Genomic DNA, 20,899 nt, shown 5'->3' with positions numbered 1-20,899 from the left:
AAGCGCGGCGGCCAGTTTCCCGGGCAAGATCAAAAACCCATATTCGTGCGCGGTCAATGGCCGCTGCAGGTTCGAGGCAGTCGCCTACCCAGAAATTTGATTCAAGCGCAACGACACCGCGACCGTGGGATTCTTTCAGGCTCTATCGGCGAACCTCACTCATTCGCAGCGTGGCGGGCGCCCATTGTTCTGAGCAACCCGATTGCCCCAACGCAGCAGGTTTCGATTGCAATCGCCGCGATCGATCATAACCTCGATAAGGCAAAGCCCATCATGGCCGAGGGCCTTGGCGATCGCGTCGTCCAATTCCCCTTCCGTCGACACGCGGCCGCTCCATCCATTCCCTTCGCCGGCGCCAAAGACGTCAACCAAATCCGCGTAGCGCCAATTCCTGATCGTATTGTAGGGGCCGTCGTGAATCTCCGCTTCGATCGTGTAACCCCCGTTATTGATCAAAAATATAATCGGGTTCGCGTCGTACCGGATCATGGTTGACAGTTCCTGCGCGGTCATCTGGAACGAACCGTCGCCGATGCACGAAATGAGCCGGCCCTTCGGCTTGCCCAACGCATAACCCAGCGTGGCCCCAACGGACCAGCCGATCGACCCGTACTGCATTTGAATTTCGAACCGCGCGTTGTCCGGGAGCCTGAGGTCCATGCCGTTGAACCAGGAATCGCCGATTTCGACGAGCAGTGTCGAGTCGCCGTCGAGCATTCTCTGCACTCGGGCGAAGAGTTGCCGCACGGTGAGCGGAGCCTCACCGCCGGTCGGTTCGAGGTCCGGAACGTCCTCGCGAATGCGATCGAACGTGACCATCGCACCGCCGTTCCTATTCAGCTTGGGCGCAAGTTTGCTCAGGAATTCATCCATTCTTACCTGGCTGTAGAGCGCACCCTGCAGCAGAACCGAGGTCGGTGCGGCGACGATCATGTTCTTGCGATTGACGCCAAACTGGTGACCGGCCGTCGCGTAGTCGTTAAAGTTGGGTCCCGCGAAAAGGGCCGCATCCGAGGCTTCCACCACCTCGCTACACCCGGTGCTGCTCACCGGGCCCCAATAGATCCCGATATAGTTTTCGTGCTGTTCCGAAACGAAGCCCTTTGCGTTGGGCATGCTGGCTACGGCATATCCGCTGGTATCCGCGAGAGCACGAAATGACGCCTCGGCTCCGCCCGCGCGAATCCTCGACCCGGCAACGAGAACCGGTTTTTCCGCCGCGTTGAGGAATTTGGCGGCATGTTCGACTGCCGCTTTCAGCGACTGCGGATCACTCGCCGAGGGCTCGCCGAACCCCCGGCGGCTCGGTGCCGAAGTCGACGCCCCCGCAATATTGCTGGCGATTTCGATGTAGACGGGCTTGCGGCGCGACAAGGCCATCTCGATCGCATTGTCGATTTGGTCCGGCGCCAGCATCGGGTGATGGAGGACAACGGACTCGACCGTTACGCGGCTAAATATATCTCTTTGGTAACCGTAGTCGACCTCGCCCAAGGTATGGTGCAGGTACTCGTATTCGGCTTCGGAGTTGGTATTTGGCCCGCCAGAAATGGCGATGACGGGGAGGTCTTCCGCATAGGCGCCGGCAACCGCGTTCAGCAGGCTTAGCCCGCCGACACTGTAGGTCACAACGGCCGCGGCGGGTCCGCCCGTTGCCCGTGAATATCCGTCCGCCGCATAGCCCGCGTTCAATTCGTTGCAGCAGCTTATCATCTGCAGGTTCTTGTTCTTCAACAGCTCATCCAAGAGGACAAGATTGTAGTCGCCGGGTACGGCGAAATACTGTCCAAGACCAATATCCTGCAACCGGCTGGCGAGGTATCCGCCGACTGTGCTGGAATCACTCATTGTCCGTGCTCCCGTCATTGGTGTCTGCTATCTGGACCGCAGCGTGCGGCACGGGATGCTTTCGGGCTCTATCGGCGAACCTCACTCATTCACAGCGCGGCGGTCGCCCATTGTTCTGGGCAACCCGATTGCCCCAGCGCAGCAGGTTTCGATTGCAATCATCACGATCGATCATGACCTCGATGAGACAGAGTCCATCATGGCCGAGGGCCTTGGCGATCGCGTCGTCCAATTCCCCTTCAGTCGACGCGCGGCCACTCCATCCATTCCCTTCGCCAGCGCCGAAAACATCAACCAAATCCGCGTAGCGCCAATTCTTGATCGTATTGTAGGGGCCGTCGTGTATTTCCACCTCGATTGTGTAGCCGCCATTGTTGATCAGAAAGATAATCGGGTTCACGCCGTATCGGATCATGGTGGACAGTTCCTGCGCGGTCATCTGGAACGAACCGTCGCCAATACACGAAATGAGCCGGCCCTTGGACTTGCCCAACGCGTAACCCAGCGTCGCCCCAACGGACCAGCCGATCGACCCGTATTGCATTTGAATTTCGAATCGCGCATCGGCCGGCAGCTTGATGTCCATGCCGTTGAACCAGGAATCACCGGTCTCAACGAGTAGTGTCGAATCGCCGTCGAGCATTTTCTGCACGCGGGCGAAGAGTTGCCGCACGGTGAGCGGCGCCTCACCGCCGGTGGGTTCGAGTTCCGGAACATCCTCGCGAATGCGATCGAAGGCGACCATCGCGCCATCGCTCTTATTCAGCTTGGGCGCAAGCTTGCTCAAGAAATCATCCATTCTTACCTGACTGTAGAGCGCACCCTGCAGCAGAACCGAGTTCGGTGCGACGACGACCATGTTCTTGCGATTGACGCCGAGTTGGTGCCCGGTCGTCGTGTAGTCGGTAAAGATGGGTCCGGCGAAAAGGGCGGCGTCTGAAGCTTCTACTACCTCGCTACATCCGGTGCTGCTCACCGGGCCCCAATAGATCCCCATGTAGTTTTCTTGGTGTTCCGAAACGAAACTCTTCGCGTTGGGCATGCTGGCGACGGCATATCCGCTGGTGTCCGCGAGGGCCCGAAATGACGCCTCGGCCTGACCCGCGCGGATCCTCGATCCGGCAACGAGAACCGGTTTTTCCGCAGCGTTGAGGAATTTGGCGGCATGCTCGACCGCCGTTTTCAGCGACCGTGGATCGCTCGCCGAGGGCTCGCCGAACCCCCGGCTGCTCGGTGCCGACGTCGACGCCCCCGCAATATTGCTGGCAACTTCGATGTAGACGGGCTTGCGTCGCGACAAAGCCATCTCGATCGCATTGTCGATCTGGGCCGGCGCCAGCATCGGGTGATGGAGGACAACCGACTCGACGGTTACGCGACTAAACAGATCCCTTTGATAACTATAGTCGACCTCGCCCAAGGTATGGTGGAGGTACTCGTACTCGGCTTCGGAGTTGGTATTTGGCCCGCCAGAAATGGCGATGACGGGGATATCTTCCGCATAGGCACCCGCAACGGCGTTCAGCAGGCTCAGCCCGCCGACACTGTAAGTCACGACAGCCGCGGCGGGTCCGCCTGTCGCACGCGAATAACCATCGGCCGCGTAGCCCGCGTTCAATTCGTTGCAGCAGCTGATCATCTGCAGGTTCTTGTTTTTCAACAGCTCATCCAAGAGGACAAGGTTGTAGTCGCCGGGCACGGCGAAATACTGCCGCAGACCAATATCCTGTAACCGGCTGGCGAGATATCCGCCGACTGTGCTGGAATCACTCATTGTTTGTGCTCCCGTTTTCGTGCTGTCTATTTAGACCACGGCGTGTTCGGTGGAGGCGGCTCGTTGCCGTCCGGCGATCCATCGACCATGAAGCGCCCGCTATGACAATTTGCCGATTAGCCGGTTCGGAATCTATCGGGGTCCGCTGCTTCCCAATACTGTCGAAATCGCGCATTCGAAGTTCCTCCGAGCAACTCTCCGGGCTCCAGATAGCTGTATATTTCGCTGTAGGGGAGAATCGATTTCTCATCGACGCGACGGAACAGCATCGACGGTTTCAACTGACTGGGATCGTCGAGACCCATAGCAGCGATAAATTCGTTAAAGCTTTCGACGGTCTGCCTTTGAAACTGGTGCACTCGGTCGGCCTTGGTTGGGACGACGATCGCCCTGCTACGCCGCGGATCCTGGGTCGCTACGCCGGTCGGGCAGCGATTGGTTTGGCACTTTTGCGACTGCACGCATCCAAGCGCGAACATCATGGCTCGGGCCGCGTTGCAGTAGTCTGCCCCCTGGGCAATTTTCTGGGCGATGGCAAAACCCGAATTGATCTTGCCGCTGCAGCCGATCTTGATGTGGTCACGCAAATTGCATCCGACGAGGGCATTGTTGACGAATATCAGTCCCTCGGTCAAAGGCGACCCGACATGGTTCTCGAATTCCAAGGGCGCCGCACCCGTGCCGCCTTCGCCGCCGTCGACGATAACGAAATCGGGATACACGTCGAGGTCGATCATCGCCTTGCAAATGCCGAGAAATTCGGAACCATGGCCAACGCAGAACTTGAAACCCGTCGGCCGGCCGTTAGCCAGTTCGCGAAGCTTGGCGACGAACTCGATCAACTCGCGCGGCGTGGAAAAAGCCGTGTGATAGGGCGGCGAGATGCATTTGACGCCGACCGGGACGCCCCGAATGCGGGCGATTTCCGGCGTCACCTTGGCCGCCGGCATGACGCCGCCGAGGCCCGGTTTCGCACCCTGCGACAATTTGATGCTGACGCATTTGACGGAATCGACGTTCACCTTGACTTTGAATTTGTCCGGGTCGAATTTCCCGTCCGCGGTCCGGCAGCCGAAATAGCCGCTGGCGATTTCCCATATCAAATCGCCGCCGTGTTCAAGATGGTGGTCGGTCAGACCTCCCTCCCCGGTATCGTGGGCGAAGCCGCCCAATTTGGCGCCCAGGTTCAAGGCACTTATGGCATTAGCGCTGAGCGCACCGAAACTCATTGCCGAGACGTTCAATAGCGCCATCGCGTACGGCTGGCTACAGCCGGGCCCGCCGATGTCGACCCGAAAGTGAGTCTCGGACGCTGGAACGGGTGCGATCGAATGCGCAAACCATTCGTACCCCGGCGCATAGACGTCACGCTCGGTGCCGAAGGGCTCCTCCGCGTGGATGTTCTTGGCGCGTTCGTAAACAAGCGTTCGTTCGTTTCGGTTGAACGGTGCGCCATCGATATCGCTCTCGATGAAGTATTGCCTTATTTGCGGCCGGATGCCTTCCAAGACCCACCGCAGGCGGCCGGCAACCGGATAGTTGCGCATCAGGTTGTGGCGTTCCTGGAAATAGTCCCACACACCCATCCCGGTTAGGACAATCGCAGCGAGGAAAAGCCAGAAATAGCCGCCGCTCGACGACACCCACAAGATAAAGAATACCACCGACAACGTGGCGCAGAGGGCGAATGGAACGAACCGCAGGAACGGCCTCAACCAATCAACTTGACCAAGCATCTACTACCTCGATTAATCGAAAACGTGGCCGTGCTCGTAGCGCTCGTCGAGCCCGGCTGCCTCGGTCAACGCCGCGACGTTCTGTTTGGTAAAGAACCCTTGGTAGCCGTTGCAGCGTTCAATGTATTCGGTGATCAGAATCGAATATTCCGAGTGCTTAGAAAAGATCTGCTTGAGGTCCGGCTCATCGCCACATTCGCCGACAACGTGGGCGAGAAATGCAACTTTCCGTTTCTTGAGCTCCTCGACGACGTAATCGATGTTCTTTTGCTTGCTGGAATGGTCTCCGTCGAGAACCTGATAGGCCATGTGATGCATTCTGCGGCCAAAGTTCCGTACGAAGTTCTCGGTCGGCATCGGCAATCCCTCGAAGGAATTGACGAATGACGGCGTATTGTTCGCGGTAAAGACCTTTGCGGGAGATTGCTTTTCGTCGTCGACATTCGGATTGCGGTTGACGTTGGTCGACGAATTCATGTCGCTGATGTTGTAAGCGCCCCAGAAATAGTAATTCGACAATGTTAGAAACTCGAGGATCGCGTCCTCGCGTTCGCCGGACAGGATGCGCGTTGCCATGTGATCGGGGCCCAGGACCACCTTTGGAATATCTGTCTTTTGGATTTCGTCGTCGGCCTTCTTCAGGCGGTTGACCTCATCGTTGGCCAATTCAAGACCCTGGCCCGCGCCGATCTGGTCGACATCGTTTAGATCGATCGAGGTATAGCCAACCCGATTCCCGGTGAAATCGGACGGCACGGTGAAACTGAAATGCTCGTTGGCGAATAGCGAGTTTGTCTCCTCCGCCGCGGTGTGGAATCTAATTTCGTGCGATTCCAGTATTTTTTGGGTTTCGCCGAGGTCCTTGGTGGCAAAAAGCTCGCCGACATAGCGCGCGTTTGGTTTCGGGCGGGCGCGCGGATATAGCATATTGAAGCGCGTGATATCGTCGACGTAGTTGGCATTGAGCGGCTCGAGCACGATAAGACGCGGTTGGTCGGGCGTGGTTCGAAGAAAATAGATCTTGTGAGTCTCGTTCAGACGGGCGGCCTCGAACCGATAGGGCGACATCGTATAAAGTTCTTCCAGATAAGGAAGCGCATCGCCATGCTCGACCTGGATTACGATGCCTCGCATCGTGCCGAGAAGATCCTCCAGCCCGCTCGACTTCCGCCGTTCATAGACCTTCAATCGATATTCGTTGAAGAAATCGGAATTTTTCTTATCGCCTTTCGGCGCCACGGTCATGATGTCCAGGCTCATTGTCGTCCTCCGTTTGCCGTTTCGCCTCGGCTCACTGTAAAGCTAGTTGCGGGACCGCCGCTTGAGGGCGGAATAGACCGGTTGCCACCGTTTTGCGTCAACCCGTTCTTTCATCTCCGATTTCGGCGTGTCCTCGGCAAGCCCCTCGGACTGGGCCTGAGCCGCCACGGCATAGGCAATGTCAGCGGAAATCTCCCGCACCTGCTCCAGCGACGGTAAAAGTGACCCCTCGGGGTTCTTCAGCGCGGGCGCGTGGCGGCTGAGTTCTTCCGACGCCGCCATGAACATGCCGTCGGAAACTCGCCGCGCGCCGATCCCAAGGATTCCCAGCCCCATCGCTGGAAAGATATAGCTGTTGTTGCATTGGGCGACCGGGTAGGTGTGTCCTTTGAAATCCACCGGACCGAACGGGCTCCCGGTCGCGATCAGGGCCCGTCCATCGGTCCACGAAATCAAGTCCGCAGGAACGCCCTCGATGCGGGACGTCGGATTGGACAGCGGAAAGATGATGGGGCGATCGGTGTGGCTCGCCATTTCCCGGATTATTTCTTCGGTGAATTTCCCGGGCTGGCCCGAGACCCCTATGAGGATTGTCGGATGCGCGTTCTTGATCACGTCGAGAAACGTTATCTCCCCACCCTTCCCGGTTCCCCAACTCGCAACCTTGTCGTGCGGCTGCAATAGCTTCGTTTGGAAAGGCAGCAAGTCCTCGACTTTGTCGTGGAGCAGGCCGGGCCGGTCGATCATATAGAAACGAGCCCGCGCGTCTTTCTCCGATAAACCTTCCCTGACCATCGCGGCGACCATCTGTTCGGCGATGCCGCAGCCCGCGGACCCGGCACCAAACATGGCTACTGTCTGACCCGATAGTTTGCCGCCGGTGACCTTACAGGCGGCGAGCAGCGTTCCCACCGTGACCGCCGCCGTCCCCTGAATGTCATCGTTGAAGGTGCACAACTGGTCGCGATATTTGGCCAGCAACGGGGCCGCGTGGGTCTGCGCGAAATCCTCGAACTGGAGCAGAACGTGTGGAAATTTCCGCTTCACCGCCTGCACAAACATGTCGACAAAGTCATAGTAGTCGTCACCCGTCACGCGCTCGTGACGCCAGCCGACATACATGGGGTCGTTCAATCGCTCCTCGTTATTGGTCCCCACGTCGAGGAGGATCGGCAACGTGCCGGTCGGCGTGATTCCGCCGCATGCCGTATAGAGAGACAATTTGCCGATCGGAATGCCCATGCCGCCGGCACCCTGATCCCCGAGACCGAGAATTCTTTCTCCGTCGGTCACGACGATGGCTTCGACGTTGGGAACCGGCGCGTTATCCAGCATGACGTCGATCTTTTCCCGTTCCGGGTAGGATATGAACAAGCCACGCGGTCGCCGGTATATCTCGCTGAACTGTTGACAGGCGGCGCCGACGACCGGGGTATAGATCATCGGCATCATCTCGGGCAGATGATCGAGCACCAAACGGTAAAACAGCGTTTCATTCGTGTCCTGGAGGCCGCGGAGGAAAATGTGGCGTTCGAGGTCTTCCGTTTTTCGTTGGTAGGCCGCGTAGGCGCGCTCGGCCTGAGTCTCCATGTCGTCGATATGGGGTGGCAGGAGACCGACGAGGTCGAACTCTTTACGCTCGTCCTTGGAGAACGCCGTACCCTTGTTGTAGAGGGGATTATCAAGGAGTTGCCCCCCGTGCAGGTCCAACTCGATATGGGGCGCAACCGTGGATTGGGTCATATGCCTTTGCCTCCGCCCGTGGCCCCTAGAATACAAGCCCCGGCACGAGACGCCACCCCCGATGCGTTGACGGTCGGATACTACACTAGAGGTTTGGCGGTACAGCCGGTTTTTTGGCTCGTTTGATGGCAATGGATCGAATCATCGAGGCTACGAGGCGGCCGAAAGGGACAGAATAGGCCCAGGGAGCGCTTTTCGCGTTTTCGGCAGTTAGGTCAAAAAGCAGTGCGGCCAGGAATCCAGTCGGTCCCGGCAAGTGGCACTCCGGCCATGGCGGCGGCCTCGATCGTTAGCGCGACCATATCCTCGGGCTCGAGATTGTGAATATGACTCTTGCCGCATGCGCGGGCCAGGGTTTGCAACTCAAGGACCATAACGGTGAGATAGTTGCGCAAATGACGCGCACCGACTTCCGGTGGTAGGCGTCGTTCGAGGTCAGGGTCCTGGGTGGTGATGCCGACCGGGCAGCGACCGGTATGACAATGATGGCAATAACCGGGCTCAGCGCCGATTGCGCGATAATCCTCTTCATGGACAGGCTTGTTGCACCCGAGCGCAAGCATCGCCGCCGAGCCAATCGCGACCGCGTCCGCCCCTAACGCCAAAGCCTTGGCCACATCGGCACCAGTTCGGATCCCGCCCGACACGATGAGCTGGACCTCACGGTGAAGATCGAGCTCCTTCAGACTCTCGACGGCCAGGCGCACCGCCGGCAGGGTCGGTATTCCGACATGTTCAATAAATACGTCCTGCGTCGCGGCGGTCCCGCCCTGCATTCCGTCGACGACAATCACGTCGGCGCCGGCCTTGGCGGCGAGCGCAACGTCGTATCGGGTCCGCGTCGCGCCCACCTTGACGTAGATCGGTTTTTCCCAATCCGTGATTTCGCGCAATTCGCGTATCTTGATCGCCAGATCGTCGGGGCCGGTCCAATCGGGATGACGGCAGGCACTGCGCTGATCGATGCCGACAGGCAACGTACGCATCTCGGCCACGCGCTCGGTGATTTTCTGGCCCAATAACATGCCGCCGCCGCCGGGTTTGGCCCCCTGCCCCACGACAACCTCTATCGCGTCGCAACGACGAAGATCGTCCGGATTCATGCCGTAGCGGGAGGGCAGGACCTGATAGACAAGGGTCTTGGAGCTGTTGCGCTCCTCTTCGGTCATACCGCCGTCACCGGTCGTCGTGCTGGTCCCCATTTCGGTAGCTGCACGGCCGATTGCTTCCTTGGCGTGAGCACCCAAGGCGCCGAAGCTCATACCGGCGATGGTGATCGGGATCTTGAGTTCGATCGGCTTTTTCGCGTGGCGCGCTCCCAACGTAACCGACGTATCGCAGCGCTCACGATAGCCCTCGAGCGGATAGCGCGATGTCGACGCACCCAGAAATACCAAGTCGTCGAAATTCGGCAGCCGCCGCTTGCCGCCGAATCCGCGGATATCGTAAATACCCTGGTCTGCGGCGCGTTGAATTTCGGCAATCACGGAAGGCGGAAATGTCGCCGATTCGCGGACTGTACGACGATCAACGGTCAAGCCTTTTCTCCCGCCAGTGTCGGCCTAGTAGGCGTCGGCATGATCGACCTTGAAGTGGTAAAGGTTTCGCGCCGAGCCGTAGCGGCGGAATTCGGATGGATCCGCCGCGACCTCGGCGCGGGTCAACAATTCCGCGAGCTCGCTAATGTGTGCGTCGGTCATTTCTTTTTCGATACAGTCGGCGCCCAGGCTTTCAACGTCGCCGCGGACATAAATGACGGCCTCATAAATCGACGAACCGAGGTCGGCCCCGGCATCGCCGCAAACGGCCATGCGGCCGGTTTGAGCCAGAAAGCCGCTCATGTGGCCGACCGAACCGCCGACCACGATGTCGACCCCCTTCATCGAGACCCCGCAGCGCGAGCTCGCGTCCCCTTCGATCACAACCAAGCCGGCTCGGCCGGTGGCCGCCGCCGACTCCGAGGCATTGCCACGAACTCGGACAACGCCGGACATAATGTTCTCGGCGACGCCCCAACCGGAATGTCCGTTGACGACGATTTGCGCATTCTGGTTCATGCCGCCGCAATAATAACCAACCGGCCCGTCGATCGTGATTTGCACCGGATCCATCAAACCGACAGCAATGGCGTGCTGTCCACGCGGGTTCAAGATCTGCCAATCCGCATCGCCTCCGTCGGTCAAGTGATGGAGGCGCTGGTTTAGGTCCCGAACGCTGACCTCGGCGAGGTCGACCGTGATCGAATCCTGGACCGTCACGCGGCACGATCCATGCGCTCGGCCTCCCAGCTGTAAACGACTGCCGGTGCCGGTTCCCAGACTCGGGCCCGATCGATTCCCGGTAGCGCCGACAGGCTCCGGAATTCGGAAGCCATCGCCACCCAATCATCGTTCTCAGCCAGGACCGCCGGCTTGCACGCGATGCCATCGCGCAAAACTGCGAATCCGTCACGTGTGCCCACGGCGAAAGTATAGAACCCATCCAGATCGCGTAGGCCCGCCCGAAGCGCCTCGCTCAGCGGCAAGCCCTGACCGAGGCGAAAGGCGAAGTATTGGGCCGCCACCTCACTGTCGTTGTCGGTCGCGAATATCCGGCCGCGTCGCGATAGCCAGGCGCGGAGTCGGTTGTAGTTGCTCAGCGATCCGTTGTGCACGAGGCACAAATCGGCACCGGCGATGAAGGGGTGCGAATGCTCGGTCGTAACGGCACTCTCCGTCGCCATGCGGGTATGTCCGATGCCGTGGCTTCCAACCATGGCGGCAAGGCCGAAACGATTGGCCACGTCAACCGGCAGGCCCATGTCTTTGTATATTTCGATTCGGTCCCCATGGCTCATCACCCGAATAGCCGGAGCGTAGGTACGGAGCCAATTCGCGACGGCATCATGGGTCGTATCGGCGATCAGCACCGCATGCGAGGCTCGAGCTGTCACCTCGGCGGTGGCGTTCAGATCATCCTGCAATCGGTGTGCGAGCCCGTCCCAGTTTGTCGCCTGGGCCGGATCGTACAACGTCAATTTAACCAATCCGGCCGACAACTGGTCTCCATAAACGGCAAACCCCGCACTGTCTGGCCCGCGTTCGGTCATTCCCACCAGCATGGTCTGGAGGTGTTCGCCCAATTTTTCATAAAGATTGGGGTTCTTTAGATAGAGCCCGACGATCCCGCACATTACCTCATCTCCCGGCGCTGAGATTGTTTGCGCAGTGTAACAATTTGTCGAACACATTTCAACCCATGTTCACATAATTTTACTGTTAGGAAAAAGAAAATCTACGCCTTCATGGCCCAGCGCCAGACCAGATAGATTCCTCCTGGGCTAAATCTGAATTTCAATTAATGACTACAAATTCGGTGGTTAAAGCTCGTCTTTATACCTGTTCATTAATTAATGAGCCAGCTGCCGGAACGCGGTTGGCACCTGAAGTAGGTACCGCATACGCCTCGGCCACCAATCAAACCACCGGATGGCGACGGGAGATTCCCTAGGAGTTAGTTGCCTTGATCAGCGGCAGCACGGATTGGAATAGCGCGGTGTCGCCGCGCTCGCACCACTCGAACAAAACCATCTCGGTGGTGACAACGTCCACGCCCTCGGATCTCAACCGGGCGATCGCGGTTTCCTTGTCGATCCCGTGTCGTGTGCCGGTCGCATCCACGACCAGACAGGGTCGATAGCCAGCGGCCTTGATATCCATTGTCGTCTGCAGGACGCAGACATGGGTCTCGGTGCCGGCAACAATGATCCGATCGCGACCGAGTGCGCGGAATCGCTCGTCTAACGTTGGTTCGGCAAGACCCGAAAAGTGAACCTTGCTAATGACCGACCCGTCCGCCACCGCCGCGCGCAATCCCGGTACCGTATGGCCGATACGATCGGGGCAATGTTCCGTGACGGTCACCGGAATCCCAAGTCGTTCCGCCGCGTTGACCAGGGTCGTCGCGTTAGCCACCACGCGCACGCCGTCTTCGATGGCCGGGACCAATTTTTCCTGTAAATCTATGACAAGCAGCGACGACCGGTCGGGCTTCATCAACATTTCGGGCGTTCCCTTGCGTCGCGCCGTCATGCGATTGGAACGGCGCCGGTCCCTATTCCGGTACCATGACTTCGCTTCGGTGGCCAAGCTTGCCTTCGACAACCATCGTTCCCAGCGCATCGAGAATGACCCGGCAGGCAAGCTGCGAGGTATTGTCGTTGACGTCATAGGGCGGCGAGACCTCGACGACTTCCATGCCGCAGAGCCCTTCACGGGCGATCAAGCGAACCATTTCCAATGCCTCTCGTGGCGTGAACCCGCCCGGTTCGGGGGTCCCGGTCCCGGGAGCGAAGCCCGGATCGATGGAATCGATATCGAACGAAAGGTAGACCGCCTTGGCACCATCCCAGGCAAGCTCGAGTGCGCGTTCCGCGGCCTTCTTCGTACCGAGTTCCTCGACGTCGGTCATCGTCATCACGCTGGTACCTCGCTCGCGCGCAACTTCCGAACCGGGACGCGACCCGTACCACCCGCCGATCCCGATCTGCACCAGGTTCTTCGGTGGACAATTGTCGAGCCCGACGTCGTGCATATGGCTGTGATCGTGGTGGGTCGTCGGCTGCACGCTTTCGTGGGCGTTGCTGGTCCAGAACCACGGCGTGGTGTGCATGCGCTCATCCATATCGATCTCCTGCATGTCGATATGGCGGTCGAAATGAATGATTCCGACATTGCCGTCCATATGGGGAGCGATACCGCGCACGTTGGGATAGCCCAATGAATGATCGCCGCCGAGGAGAATGGGAAAGGCACCCGAGGTATAGACATGCGAGACCGCTTTCGAAACCTGATCGAAGGTCTTTTCGATATTGCCTGGGATGACGAAGACGTCGCCGGCATCGCAGATATCCAATTCCTCGAACAGGTCGACGCCGCCATCGACCGAATAGCCGTCATAGACAGCCGAGATGCGACGGACCGCCTGTGGACCGAAGCGGGTTCCGGAACGATAGGTCGTGCCGGTGTCGAACGGTATGCCCAGAAATGCCGCCTCGTACTCCCCGACCTTTTTTACGTCCTCACAATAGGGCGACTTCATGAAGGTATTGATCCCAGCGAAAGCCGGCTGGTGGCCGCGACTGAAAAGTGAGATCGTGCGATCGTTAATCGAATCAGCGGCTTCCAGCCCCAACTCGAGGCAACGCCGAATTTCTTCATCCTGTTTCTTTTGCGAGATTCGGCTTAACCGCTTCAGGTTTCGGTTGCCGCGGAACTCATCCGATTTCGGATCCGGCATTCCTATACTCCCCATGTCGGACTGGCAGTGGCCGCGCTTCGATACGAAAGCGACTTCGAAACGACGACACCGCCAAGTGTCGTGGCCGTCCGGATCAAAGTCCGACGCGACCGATCCACTTGTTGGAACCGTACTTCTTGGCATAGCCCTCATTGGCGAGCTGTTCAAGAATGCCGGGATCGACGCCCTCGCTCGCCGGCGCGGTTTCCTCGGCAACGCCGGCGTCTTTGTAGACTTGGCCGAAAAGTTCCCACGTGGCCGCTACATAACCGGGCTGGCAGTCGGGCTGACCGCCGAAAAGCGTCTTGCCCCAGCCGCTCGGCTCGGCCGGCGGTTCGGGAGCGCCCTCGGGCAGGCTCATACACAGCGGCTTGCCATCGCCGATGCCGAAAGCACCCAAGTCTTGATCGAGCGTCAACATGACGGCACCGTATTGGGTAAGCTTGACATCCTCGATCGGCCAATCGAGACCCTTGGCAACCAGGGCATTTCCCTCGTCGGGGTTTTCTTTCCACCAGTTGACGGCCTCGAACCAAGCCCGCATCAGCTCCTTGGCAACGTCAGGCTTTTCGCTGAGCCATTGTTCGTTGCAGGCAATCGATTCCGAGATCAAGCCCCGCTCCCAGGTACGGTCGGTAAGGCTGGTCTTGAGGATATGCGCTCCCTCTCGCTCCAACGACTGGCTTGAAAACGGCTGGTAGTTCACATCTATGTCGAGGCCACCGCTGATGAATGCGGCAGCGCTTTCCTGAGGCAGCATGATTCGGTGTTCGACCGCGTCAAATGCAATGCCGGCATCTTTCAGCGTCAGTAGCATCCACATGTGGTTGAGGAATGCATAATCCGCGCCGTAACTCTTACCCGGAAACTGCGAAACGTCAGTGATCGATGCGTCGGCGATCATTTCATCGAGACCATACGACATCGCGGGTATCGCGATCACCTTCATCGGCACGCCGGCACCACGGGCGACGACCACCGAGTCCAGCGTATTCAGCATGCATTGAATCTGGCCGCTCACGATGCCCGCGTTCTTGGCCGTGATGTCCTCTATGAGTTGGATATTGAGGTCTATACCCTTGGCCATCTTCTTGTCCTGGACGATGTACCAAGGGGCATAGGGCGAGAAGGAAATGATCGCGATATTGACGGTCTCCTGCGCGACCGTGCTAGCGACCCCACCGGCCATCAGCGCGACACTCAACACAGCGCTGGCGACCATCTTTTTTAGACTGGTTTCGAGATTCATACTTCTCCTCCCGTTTCCTTTTCGGCGCCGACGCGCAGCAGAAAAGTTCCTACCGGTATTTTGCGTGCGACCTTTCGTATGCCCCAAGGCCGTTGATCAGGGATCGCATTCAAGGTCACTACAACGCCAACTCGGAACGATTCTCTCCGTTAAATTTCATTATAAAAAGCGGCAATTTTTCAATGCTAAACATCACCCAAATTGATGTTTATGTGCCATCGCCAATCGGTGCGTACGACGCAAGAGATACACGTTCAGCCCGTTGACCGATGGCGAAATTCGTCGAGCAGGCGGTCTCTCGCGGCGTGGGTGGGCGCCCCCGGATTGGTAATGATCAGAATGTCCATGGCCGGCTCGTCGGCGTCCGGCAACAGCGGATGTAGAAGGCCGTCCGCGACTTCGCGTGCAACGAATGCATCGGGCAGAAAGCAGATGCCGACACCGAGCACCGCCAACCGGCGGGCTTCTTCGAGATGCTCGGACAGGCCCGCGACGCGATGGCCGAGACCATGTCTTCGCCGGTATTTGGTAAGCTGCTCGGGCTCGTCAGCGCCGGTCAATATGAACATTTCGGCGCCGAGATCGCGCGGATTGGCGACTGTTCGTCCAAAAAGCGGATGAGCACGACCGCAATACGGCCGGTGTACTTCACGAAACAGCGATTCATAGGTGAGTGCCGGGTCGCGATGATGAACCGGCGCAATGCCGATCTCCGCCTCGGCACGAAGAACTGCCCGGCTGACGACATCCCAGGTCGCCACGCTGACATAAATTTCGACCAGGGGGTGCGCACGATGAAACCGATCGATCGCATCGTCTATGCGCCGGTCGACCAGGTTGCTGATCAACTGCATTCTGACCCGGCCCCTTACCTCCTCCGCCATGTCGGCGACGCGGCGGGGAACGTTGGAAACTTTTCCAAACATTTCGGCGCAGACTTCCGCAACCTGCTCGCCGGCGTGGGATAGCACGAAACCGCCGGGGCCGCGGCGACAGAGGCTGACACCGACGTGAGCCTCCAAACGGCGTAGCGCCATACTCAATGCCGGCTGCTTGCGGCCGATGCGCTGTGCGGCGTTGCTGAGGCCGCCGGCCTCGACGATTTCATGAAAGGTCTTGAGCAGGTTCCAATCGAGGTTGCGGGTAAATCTGAGCCCGGTTAGCGGCCGTGCCTCTTCCGATTCATGCCGCTCGCTTCGATCAGACATTTGCACCCTCGCGATCCGTGCGGCCATACCCAAGTACTTGATTTCGGGCCACAAAAGATTATCGATTGGCGTCGGTTAGCCGACTCCCTGGCGCGGCTTGATCCGCTTCAGGAACTCCCAAGTCGGCAACGTGACGAGCCCCCCGATCAGGCCGCCGATATAGCTCGGCAGTTCGATATTGAACGCGGCGAACCACACCAAGCCGGCTATGAAGCTGACGATCAGCATCGCGGCGATGGTCACGATCACTCTTTGCCACAGCGGCACGGCACCCTCCCTGTTGGCGGTTCAACGACGAAGTGTATACGAAGGTCGCATCGAGGCAAATGTGTGGTCCGCCAGCCCGGTTGACCTGGCCACATCGGGCAACTCAAAAGCCGGGGCAGGAGTGCCTAATTTGGGGTAGTGTGCCCTGGGCGTGGGATTGGTAGCCACCCAGCCTTGGGAAACCGGCAAGACAAGGAGAGTAGCGTGATCGTCGAACAGATATGGACCGGCAACGCCTATCGAAACTTCAATTACCTCATCGTTTGCCCCGAATCCGGCGAAGCCCTGGCCGTTGATCCCCTGGACCATGAAAAGTGCTTGGCCGCAGCCAAACGCAATGACTGGCACATTACTCAGATCGTCAACACGCACGAGCACGGGGACCACACCGGAGGCAACAAGGCGATGGTCGCGGCGACCGGCGCCACGCTCTTGGCTCATGCCAATGCGGCCGGAAGGATACCGGGCGTTGACCGCGGCTTGAATGCCGGTGACGTGATCCGGGTCGGCAAGATCGTCGAGCTCGAATCGCTCGATACACCGGGCCACACCATGAGCCACGTATGCCTGCTCTCCCGCACCGACCAGCCGTCGCTATTCTGCGGCGATACGTTATTCAATGCCGGCGCCGGCAATTGTCATAACGGCGGCCACCCCAACGAACTCTATACGACTTTCGCCACCCAATTGAGCAAGTTGCAGGACGATACATTGATCTATCCGGGTCATGATTATATCGCCATCAACCTGCAGTTCACGCTCGATCGGGAGCCCGACAATTCCCACGCGCGAACGCTGCTGAACGACGTCGACAGCCAGGATCCGAACGCCGCCTTGGTATCGACGCTGGGCCTGGAGAAGGAAATCAATACCTTTTTCCGCCTCCATAGCCCGACGGTCATCCGTCGACTGCGCGTAACCTTTCCCGACCTATCCGAAGATCCGGATCCGAAAACCGTTTTCCTAAAGTTGCGCGAGCTCCGCAACGACTGGTAGTCGGTGCAACTACGAAGAGACCTTGAACTCACCCGGCAGGTCCAACCCTTCGATTGCGAGCACCCGCGCCGGCGCGCCATCGAGTCCGGCGAGTTTCAATGGCAGCGCCACGATCGTGCAGCGCGGCCGGGTAATGGCCGAGAGGTTGTGGACATATTCGATGTTGTAAATGTCGCGGCCCAGGATCTTGTGGTGAATTTCGCAATCCTCACCACGAAAACCCGGCTCTCGCACGACAAACTCCTCGGAAAAGTCATAAACGACCGCATTGACGCCGCGCTCCACGAGCCAATCGGCGCCGTCGCCGTCGAGGAAAGGCCCTGTCGTCCAAAACGGGTCCGTGCCCCAACACGCATCGGTCCAACCGGTGCGCAGGATGGCGATGTCGCCGCCAACGACATGCCGGCCCCGCTCCTCGAGCGTATCGCCGGTGATCCCCATGTTCTCACCATGGTCCGATAGATCGATCACCGCCGCCGGTCCGATGAGCTTGCCGAGCGGAACGCGGTCGATGCTTTCACCGCCGGGAATGAAGTGCACGGGCGCGTCGACATGCGTGGCGTAATGGCAAAACATCGTAAACGTCGATCCTTGCCAACCGCATTCGTCATGGCGATAGGGCGTCGAAAACGAAACATCGACCTTAAGGCGACCGGCGCCGTCCTCTACCGGCAAGGAAAGGTCGATGATATGCATCTTCGTCCTCCTGGATTATCGATTCGCCATCATGCGATCGAAGGCGGAGCAGCGTGGACCGAGACCAGCCGACCGTCAATTCCGCCGCTGTCGGGCGTTTGGATGCGGGATGTATACCCGGCGCCAGGCTCGACGGCGGTAACGAACATCCGATGTGGCGATCCTTCACATGCCGCGGGCTCGTTCACGCAATTCGTATTTCTGAACTTTTCCGGTCGATGTTTTTGGCAACGGCCCGAACACAATCGTCTTGGGGACCTTGAAGCGGGCCATGTTATTGCGGCAATGGTCGATGATCTCACCGTCTCCGACTTCCGCCCCCTGCTTCAGCGTCACGAACGCGCACGGCGTTTCGCCCCACTTCTCGTCCGGACGGGCGACGACGGCGGCCTCGAGAACGGCGGGATGACGATAGAGAACACTTTCGACCTCGAGCGTGGAAATGTTTTCGCCGCCGGAAATAATAATGTCCTTCGATCGGTCTTTGACCTCGATATAGCCGTCCGGATAAACCACGGCCAGATCGCCGCTGTGATACCAGTCGCCCATGAATGCCGCTTCGGTCGCTTCGGGATTCTTCAGATATCCCTTCATCACGGTATTTCCGCGCAACATGATTTCCCCGATCGTTTCCCCGTCGTGCGGAACCGGCTCCATGGTTTCAGGGTCGAGCACTTCGACCTCCTCGAGAGTTGGATAACGCACGCCTTGGCGCGCTGTTTTCTCGGCTCGAGCGTCGGCTGGAAGTTCGTCCCACTCGTCCCGCCAGGCGCATACGGTCGCCGGGCCGTAAGCCTCCGTGGTGCCGTAAAGATGGGTAACGTGGAATCCCATCGCCTCCATCGCCGAGATCACGGCACTCGGGGGGGCCGCGCCGCCGGTCGCGACGTCGACAAGCTGGTCAAAGGGGCGGCGGTCTTCGGCGTCTGAATTGGCCAACATGTTGAGGACAATCGGCGCACCGCACATGTGAGTGATTCCGTTGTCGGCAATCGCGGCAAAGATTGGTGCTGATTCGACCCGCCGCAGGCAAACATGAGTTCCCCCGATTGCCGTGACCCCCCAGGTGTACGTCCATCCGTTGCAGTGAAACATCGGCAACGTCCAAAGATATCGGCTGTCGGGACGGAGGCCGTGAACGAGTACCTGGCCCAGTCCGTTCAGGTAGGCGCCCCGATGATGAACGACGACGCCTTTGGGGTTGCCGGTGGTCCCCGACGTGTAGTTGAGGCTGATGGCATCCCATTCATCGGATGGTCGGCGCCATTCGAAGTCCGGATCCCCTTCGGCCAAAAAGCCTTCATACTCGGTATCGCCAATCAAATTGGCGCGGTCACCTGCACCGACATCGAACATTGGATCATCGATGTCGATCACGGGCGGCGGGCTCGCCATCAGCGCGATGGCCTCTTTCGCCGCGGCGTTGAATTCACGGTCGACGATGAACAGCTTCGACTGGGCGTGTTCGAGCGTGAAGGCTATTGTTGCCGGGTCAAGGCGAATGTTGATGGGATTCAGCACCGCTCCGACCATTGCCGGGCCGTAATGCGCCTCCAGCAGCGCCGGAATGTTTGGCGCGATGATCGAAACCGTTTCGTTTCGGCCAATTCCACGCTTCGCCAGGGCCGACGCAAATTGCCTGCACCTGGCATATAGCTCACCATAACTCAGGCGAAGGTCGCCATGAATGACCGCTGTCTTGTGAGGGAATACGTCGGCGCTGCGGGCCAGGAACGTTAGCGGCGTCAGAGGCGCGAAGTTGGCTGCTCGTCGATCGAGACCAGTATCGAACGCACTCGTGCTCGGCGCGGACTCGTTCAAGACATTCTCCTCCTCTCGGCGATCGAAATTCCCATTATTGTGCTCCATCTTGGACCGAAACGGACCGACGATTAAACGATTAAAGGCTCGGTCCAGGAAAAGCCAGATCCGTCGATCTCAAGGCATGTAAATGCTAACTGTAGGCCGCTAGAAACCCGTTGTTTGACGGCGTCGACGCCTTGCCATACGCTTAGGTCGAAAGCATCGCCGATCACACCAAAACTCGATTGGCATGCATCGGTAAAAGGGGGACTTCGCACATGACGGCAAAGGCCGTTCCCACGATCCAGTTCGAGAATGATCGCGTGCGCGTCACCGAATGGCGTTTCGCCCCGGGTGCCGCGACCGGCTACCACCGCCATGAATTCGACTACGTCGTCGTACCGCAAACGACGGGGCGGCTCAGGATGATTGGGCCCGAGGGGGGAACCCATGAGGCCGAATTGACGAGCGGACTGGCTTACTCCCGCGAAGCCGGCGTCGAGCACGATGTCACCAACCCCAACGAGTTTGAGTTCGTCTTTGTCGAAGTCGAAATCAAATAAGGCCGGCGACGCCGTCATCGGCCGAATTCCGGTATTGACCGATGGGCGATGACGGGAACAAGCGATCCAATTTGTACCCGCGAATTTATGAACTCGTGAACGAAATTCCACCGGGATCGGTCGCGACGTACGGGCAGATTGCGCGAATCGTGGGATGCACCCCGCGTGTCGTCGGCTTTGCGATGGCCGCAGTACCCAATGGGGACGTCGTCCCCTGGCAACGCGTCGTCAATAGTGCCGGGAAAATCAGCGTCCGGCGAGAAGGCGGCGGCGAGGCTCAACAACGCCGTTTGCTCCAGGCCGAGGGGATCAAGTTCGATCGCCGGGGTCGTCTCGATCTTGAGCTTTATCGGTGGGTCGGCCCTGGATGGGATTGGCTGGAAACACACGGCTACGACCCTGGCGCGTAACCGGAAGATATATTTGACAGTCGGTGGCCGCTGTATTCCGTACCAAGGCAGTGCCGAACCCCGGTCCGG

17 protein-coding genes are annotated in these 20,899 nt (G+C 58.9%); 3 read left to right on the top strand and 14 right to left on the bottom strand.

Features of this window, described 5'->3' with window-relative positions:
- Window positions 1-159: 159 nt before the first annotated feature.
- The 12 genes from GY791_07515 to GY791_07460 all read right to left on the bottom strand — a co-directional run bounded on the left by GY791_07515 (window position 160) and on the right by GY791_07460 (window position 16,095).
- Window positions 160-1,848: a pyruvate decarboxylase gene (locus GY791_07515; GenBank protein MCP4328268.1), complete on the bottom strand. Its 1,689-nt coding sequence runs from the start codon at window positions 1,846-1,848 to the stop codon at window positions 160-162.
- An 85-nt stretch (window positions 1,849-1,933) separates the two neighbouring features.
- Window positions 1,934-3,622, bottom strand: a complete 1,689-nt coding sequence (locus GY791_07510; GenBank protein MCP4328267.1) for a pyruvate decarboxylase — start codon at window positions 3,620-3,622, stop codon at window positions 1,934-1,936.
- A 116-nt stretch (window positions 3,623-3,738) separates the two neighbouring features.
- Window positions 3,739-5,358: an FMN-binding glutamate synthase family protein gene (locus tag GY791_07505; protein ID MCP4328266.1), complete on the bottom strand. Its 1,620-nt coding sequence runs from the start codon at window positions 5,356-5,358 to the stop codon at window positions 3,739-3,741.
- A gap of 12 nt (window positions 5,359-5,370) precedes the next feature.
- Window positions 5,371-6,618: a hypothetical protein gene (locus GY791_07500; protein MCP4328265.1), complete on the bottom strand. Its 1,248-nt coding sequence runs from the start codon at window positions 6,616-6,618 to the stop codon at window positions 5,371-5,373.
- A 42-nt stretch (window positions 6,619-6,660) separates the two neighbouring features.
- Entirely contained in the window at window positions 6,661-8,361 is a 1,701-nt protein-coding gene (locus tag GY791_07495; protein ID MCP4328264.1) for an NAD-dependent malic enzyme, read from the bottom strand.
- Between the two features lie 215 nt (window positions 8,362-8,576).
- On the bottom strand, window positions 8,577-9,899 hold the full coding sequence (locus GY791_07490) for an FMN-binding glutamate synthase family protein (GenBank protein MCP4328263.1): 1,323 nt from the start codon (window positions 9,897-9,899) through the stop codon (window positions 8,577-8,579).
- A gap of 24 nt (window positions 9,900-9,923) precedes the next feature.
- Window positions 9,924-10,619 (bottom strand): glutamate synthase, encoded by a 696-nt coding sequence (locus tag GY791_07485; GenBank protein ID MCP4328262.1) that lies wholly within the window; start codon window positions 10,617-10,619, stop codon window positions 9,924-9,926.
- On the bottom strand, window positions 10,616-11,533 hold the full coding sequence (locus GY791_07480; protein ID MCP4328261.1) for a glutamine amidotransferase family protein: 918 nt from the start codon (window positions 11,531-11,533) through the stop codon (window positions 10,616-10,618). Before GY791_07480 ends, GY791_07485 begins: the two co-directional genes overlap by 4 nt.
- Before the next feature lie 313 nt (window positions 11,534-11,846).
- Window positions 11,847-12,401: an isochorismatase family protein gene (locus GY791_07475; protein MCP4328260.1), complete on the bottom strand. Its 555-nt coding sequence runs from the start codon at window positions 12,399-12,401 to the stop codon at window positions 11,847-11,849.
- A gap of 52 nt (window positions 12,402-12,453) precedes the next feature.
- Complete coding sequence (locus tag GY791_07470) at window positions 12,454-13,638, bottom strand: agmatinase family protein (GenBank protein MCP4328259.1); 1,185 nt, start codon at window positions 13,636-13,638, stop codon at window positions 12,454-12,456.
- A gap of 94 nt (window positions 13,639-13,732) precedes the next feature.
- The gene (locus tag GY791_07465) at window positions 13,733-14,887 is read right to left on the bottom strand and encodes an ABC transporter substrate-binding protein (protein MCP4328258.1); all 1,155 of its coding nucleotides are present in this window, start codon (window positions 14,885-14,887) and stop codon (window positions 13,733-13,735) included.
- A gap of 254 nt (window positions 14,888-15,141) precedes the next feature.
- Complete coding sequence (locus GY791_07460; protein ID MCP4328257.1) at window positions 15,142-16,095, bottom strand: LysR family transcriptional regulator; 954 nt, start codon at window positions 16,093-16,095, stop codon at window positions 15,142-15,144.
- Between the two features lie 471 nt (window positions 16,096-16,566).
- On the opposite strand from GY791_07460, the gene GY791_07455 reads away from it, so the two are divergent.
- Complete coding sequence (locus GY791_07455; protein ID MCP4328256.1) at window positions 16,567-17,358, top strand: hydroxyacylglutathione hydrolase; 792 nt, start codon at window positions 16,567-16,569, stop codon at window positions 17,356-17,358.
- A gap of 9 nt (window positions 17,359-17,367) precedes the next feature.
- On the opposite strand, the gene GY791_07450 is transcribed toward GY791_07455, so the two are convergent.
- Window positions 17,368-18,054, bottom strand: coding sequence for a cyclase family protein (locus GY791_07450; protein ID MCP4328255.1), 687 nt, complete (start codon window positions 18,052-18,054; stop codon window positions 17,368-17,370).
- Between the two features lie 165 nt (window positions 18,055-18,219).
- Entirely contained in the window at window positions 18,220-19,923 is a 1,704-nt protein-coding gene (locus GY791_07445) for an acyl-CoA synthetase (GenBank protein MCP4328254.1), read from the bottom strand.
- A 212-nt stretch (window positions 19,924-20,135) separates the two neighbouring features.
- Between GY791_07445 and GY791_07440 the strand changes: the two genes are divergently transcribed.
- Together GY791_07440 and GY791_07435 are read left to right on the top strand one after the other, a co-directional pair.
- Window positions 20,136-20,420, top strand: a complete 285-nt coding sequence (locus GY791_07440) for a cupin (GenBank protein ID MCP4328253.1) — start codon at window positions 20,136-20,138, stop codon at window positions 20,418-20,420.
- Between the two features lie 41 nt (window positions 20,421-20,461).
- On the top strand, window positions 20,462-20,830 hold the full coding sequence (locus GY791_07435; GenBank protein ID MCP4328252.1) for a cysteine methyltransferase: 369 nt from the start codon (window positions 20,462-20,464) through the stop codon (window positions 20,828-20,830).
- Window positions 20,831-20,899: the final 69 nt, after the last annotated feature.

The organism is Alphaproteobacteria bacterium (genome assembly GCA_024244705.1).
Lineage (GTDB): Bacteria > Pseudomonadota > Alphaproteobacteria > JAAEOK01 > JAAEOK01 > JAAEOK01.
This window is presented reverse-complemented; position numbering and strand designations above follow the sequence as displayed.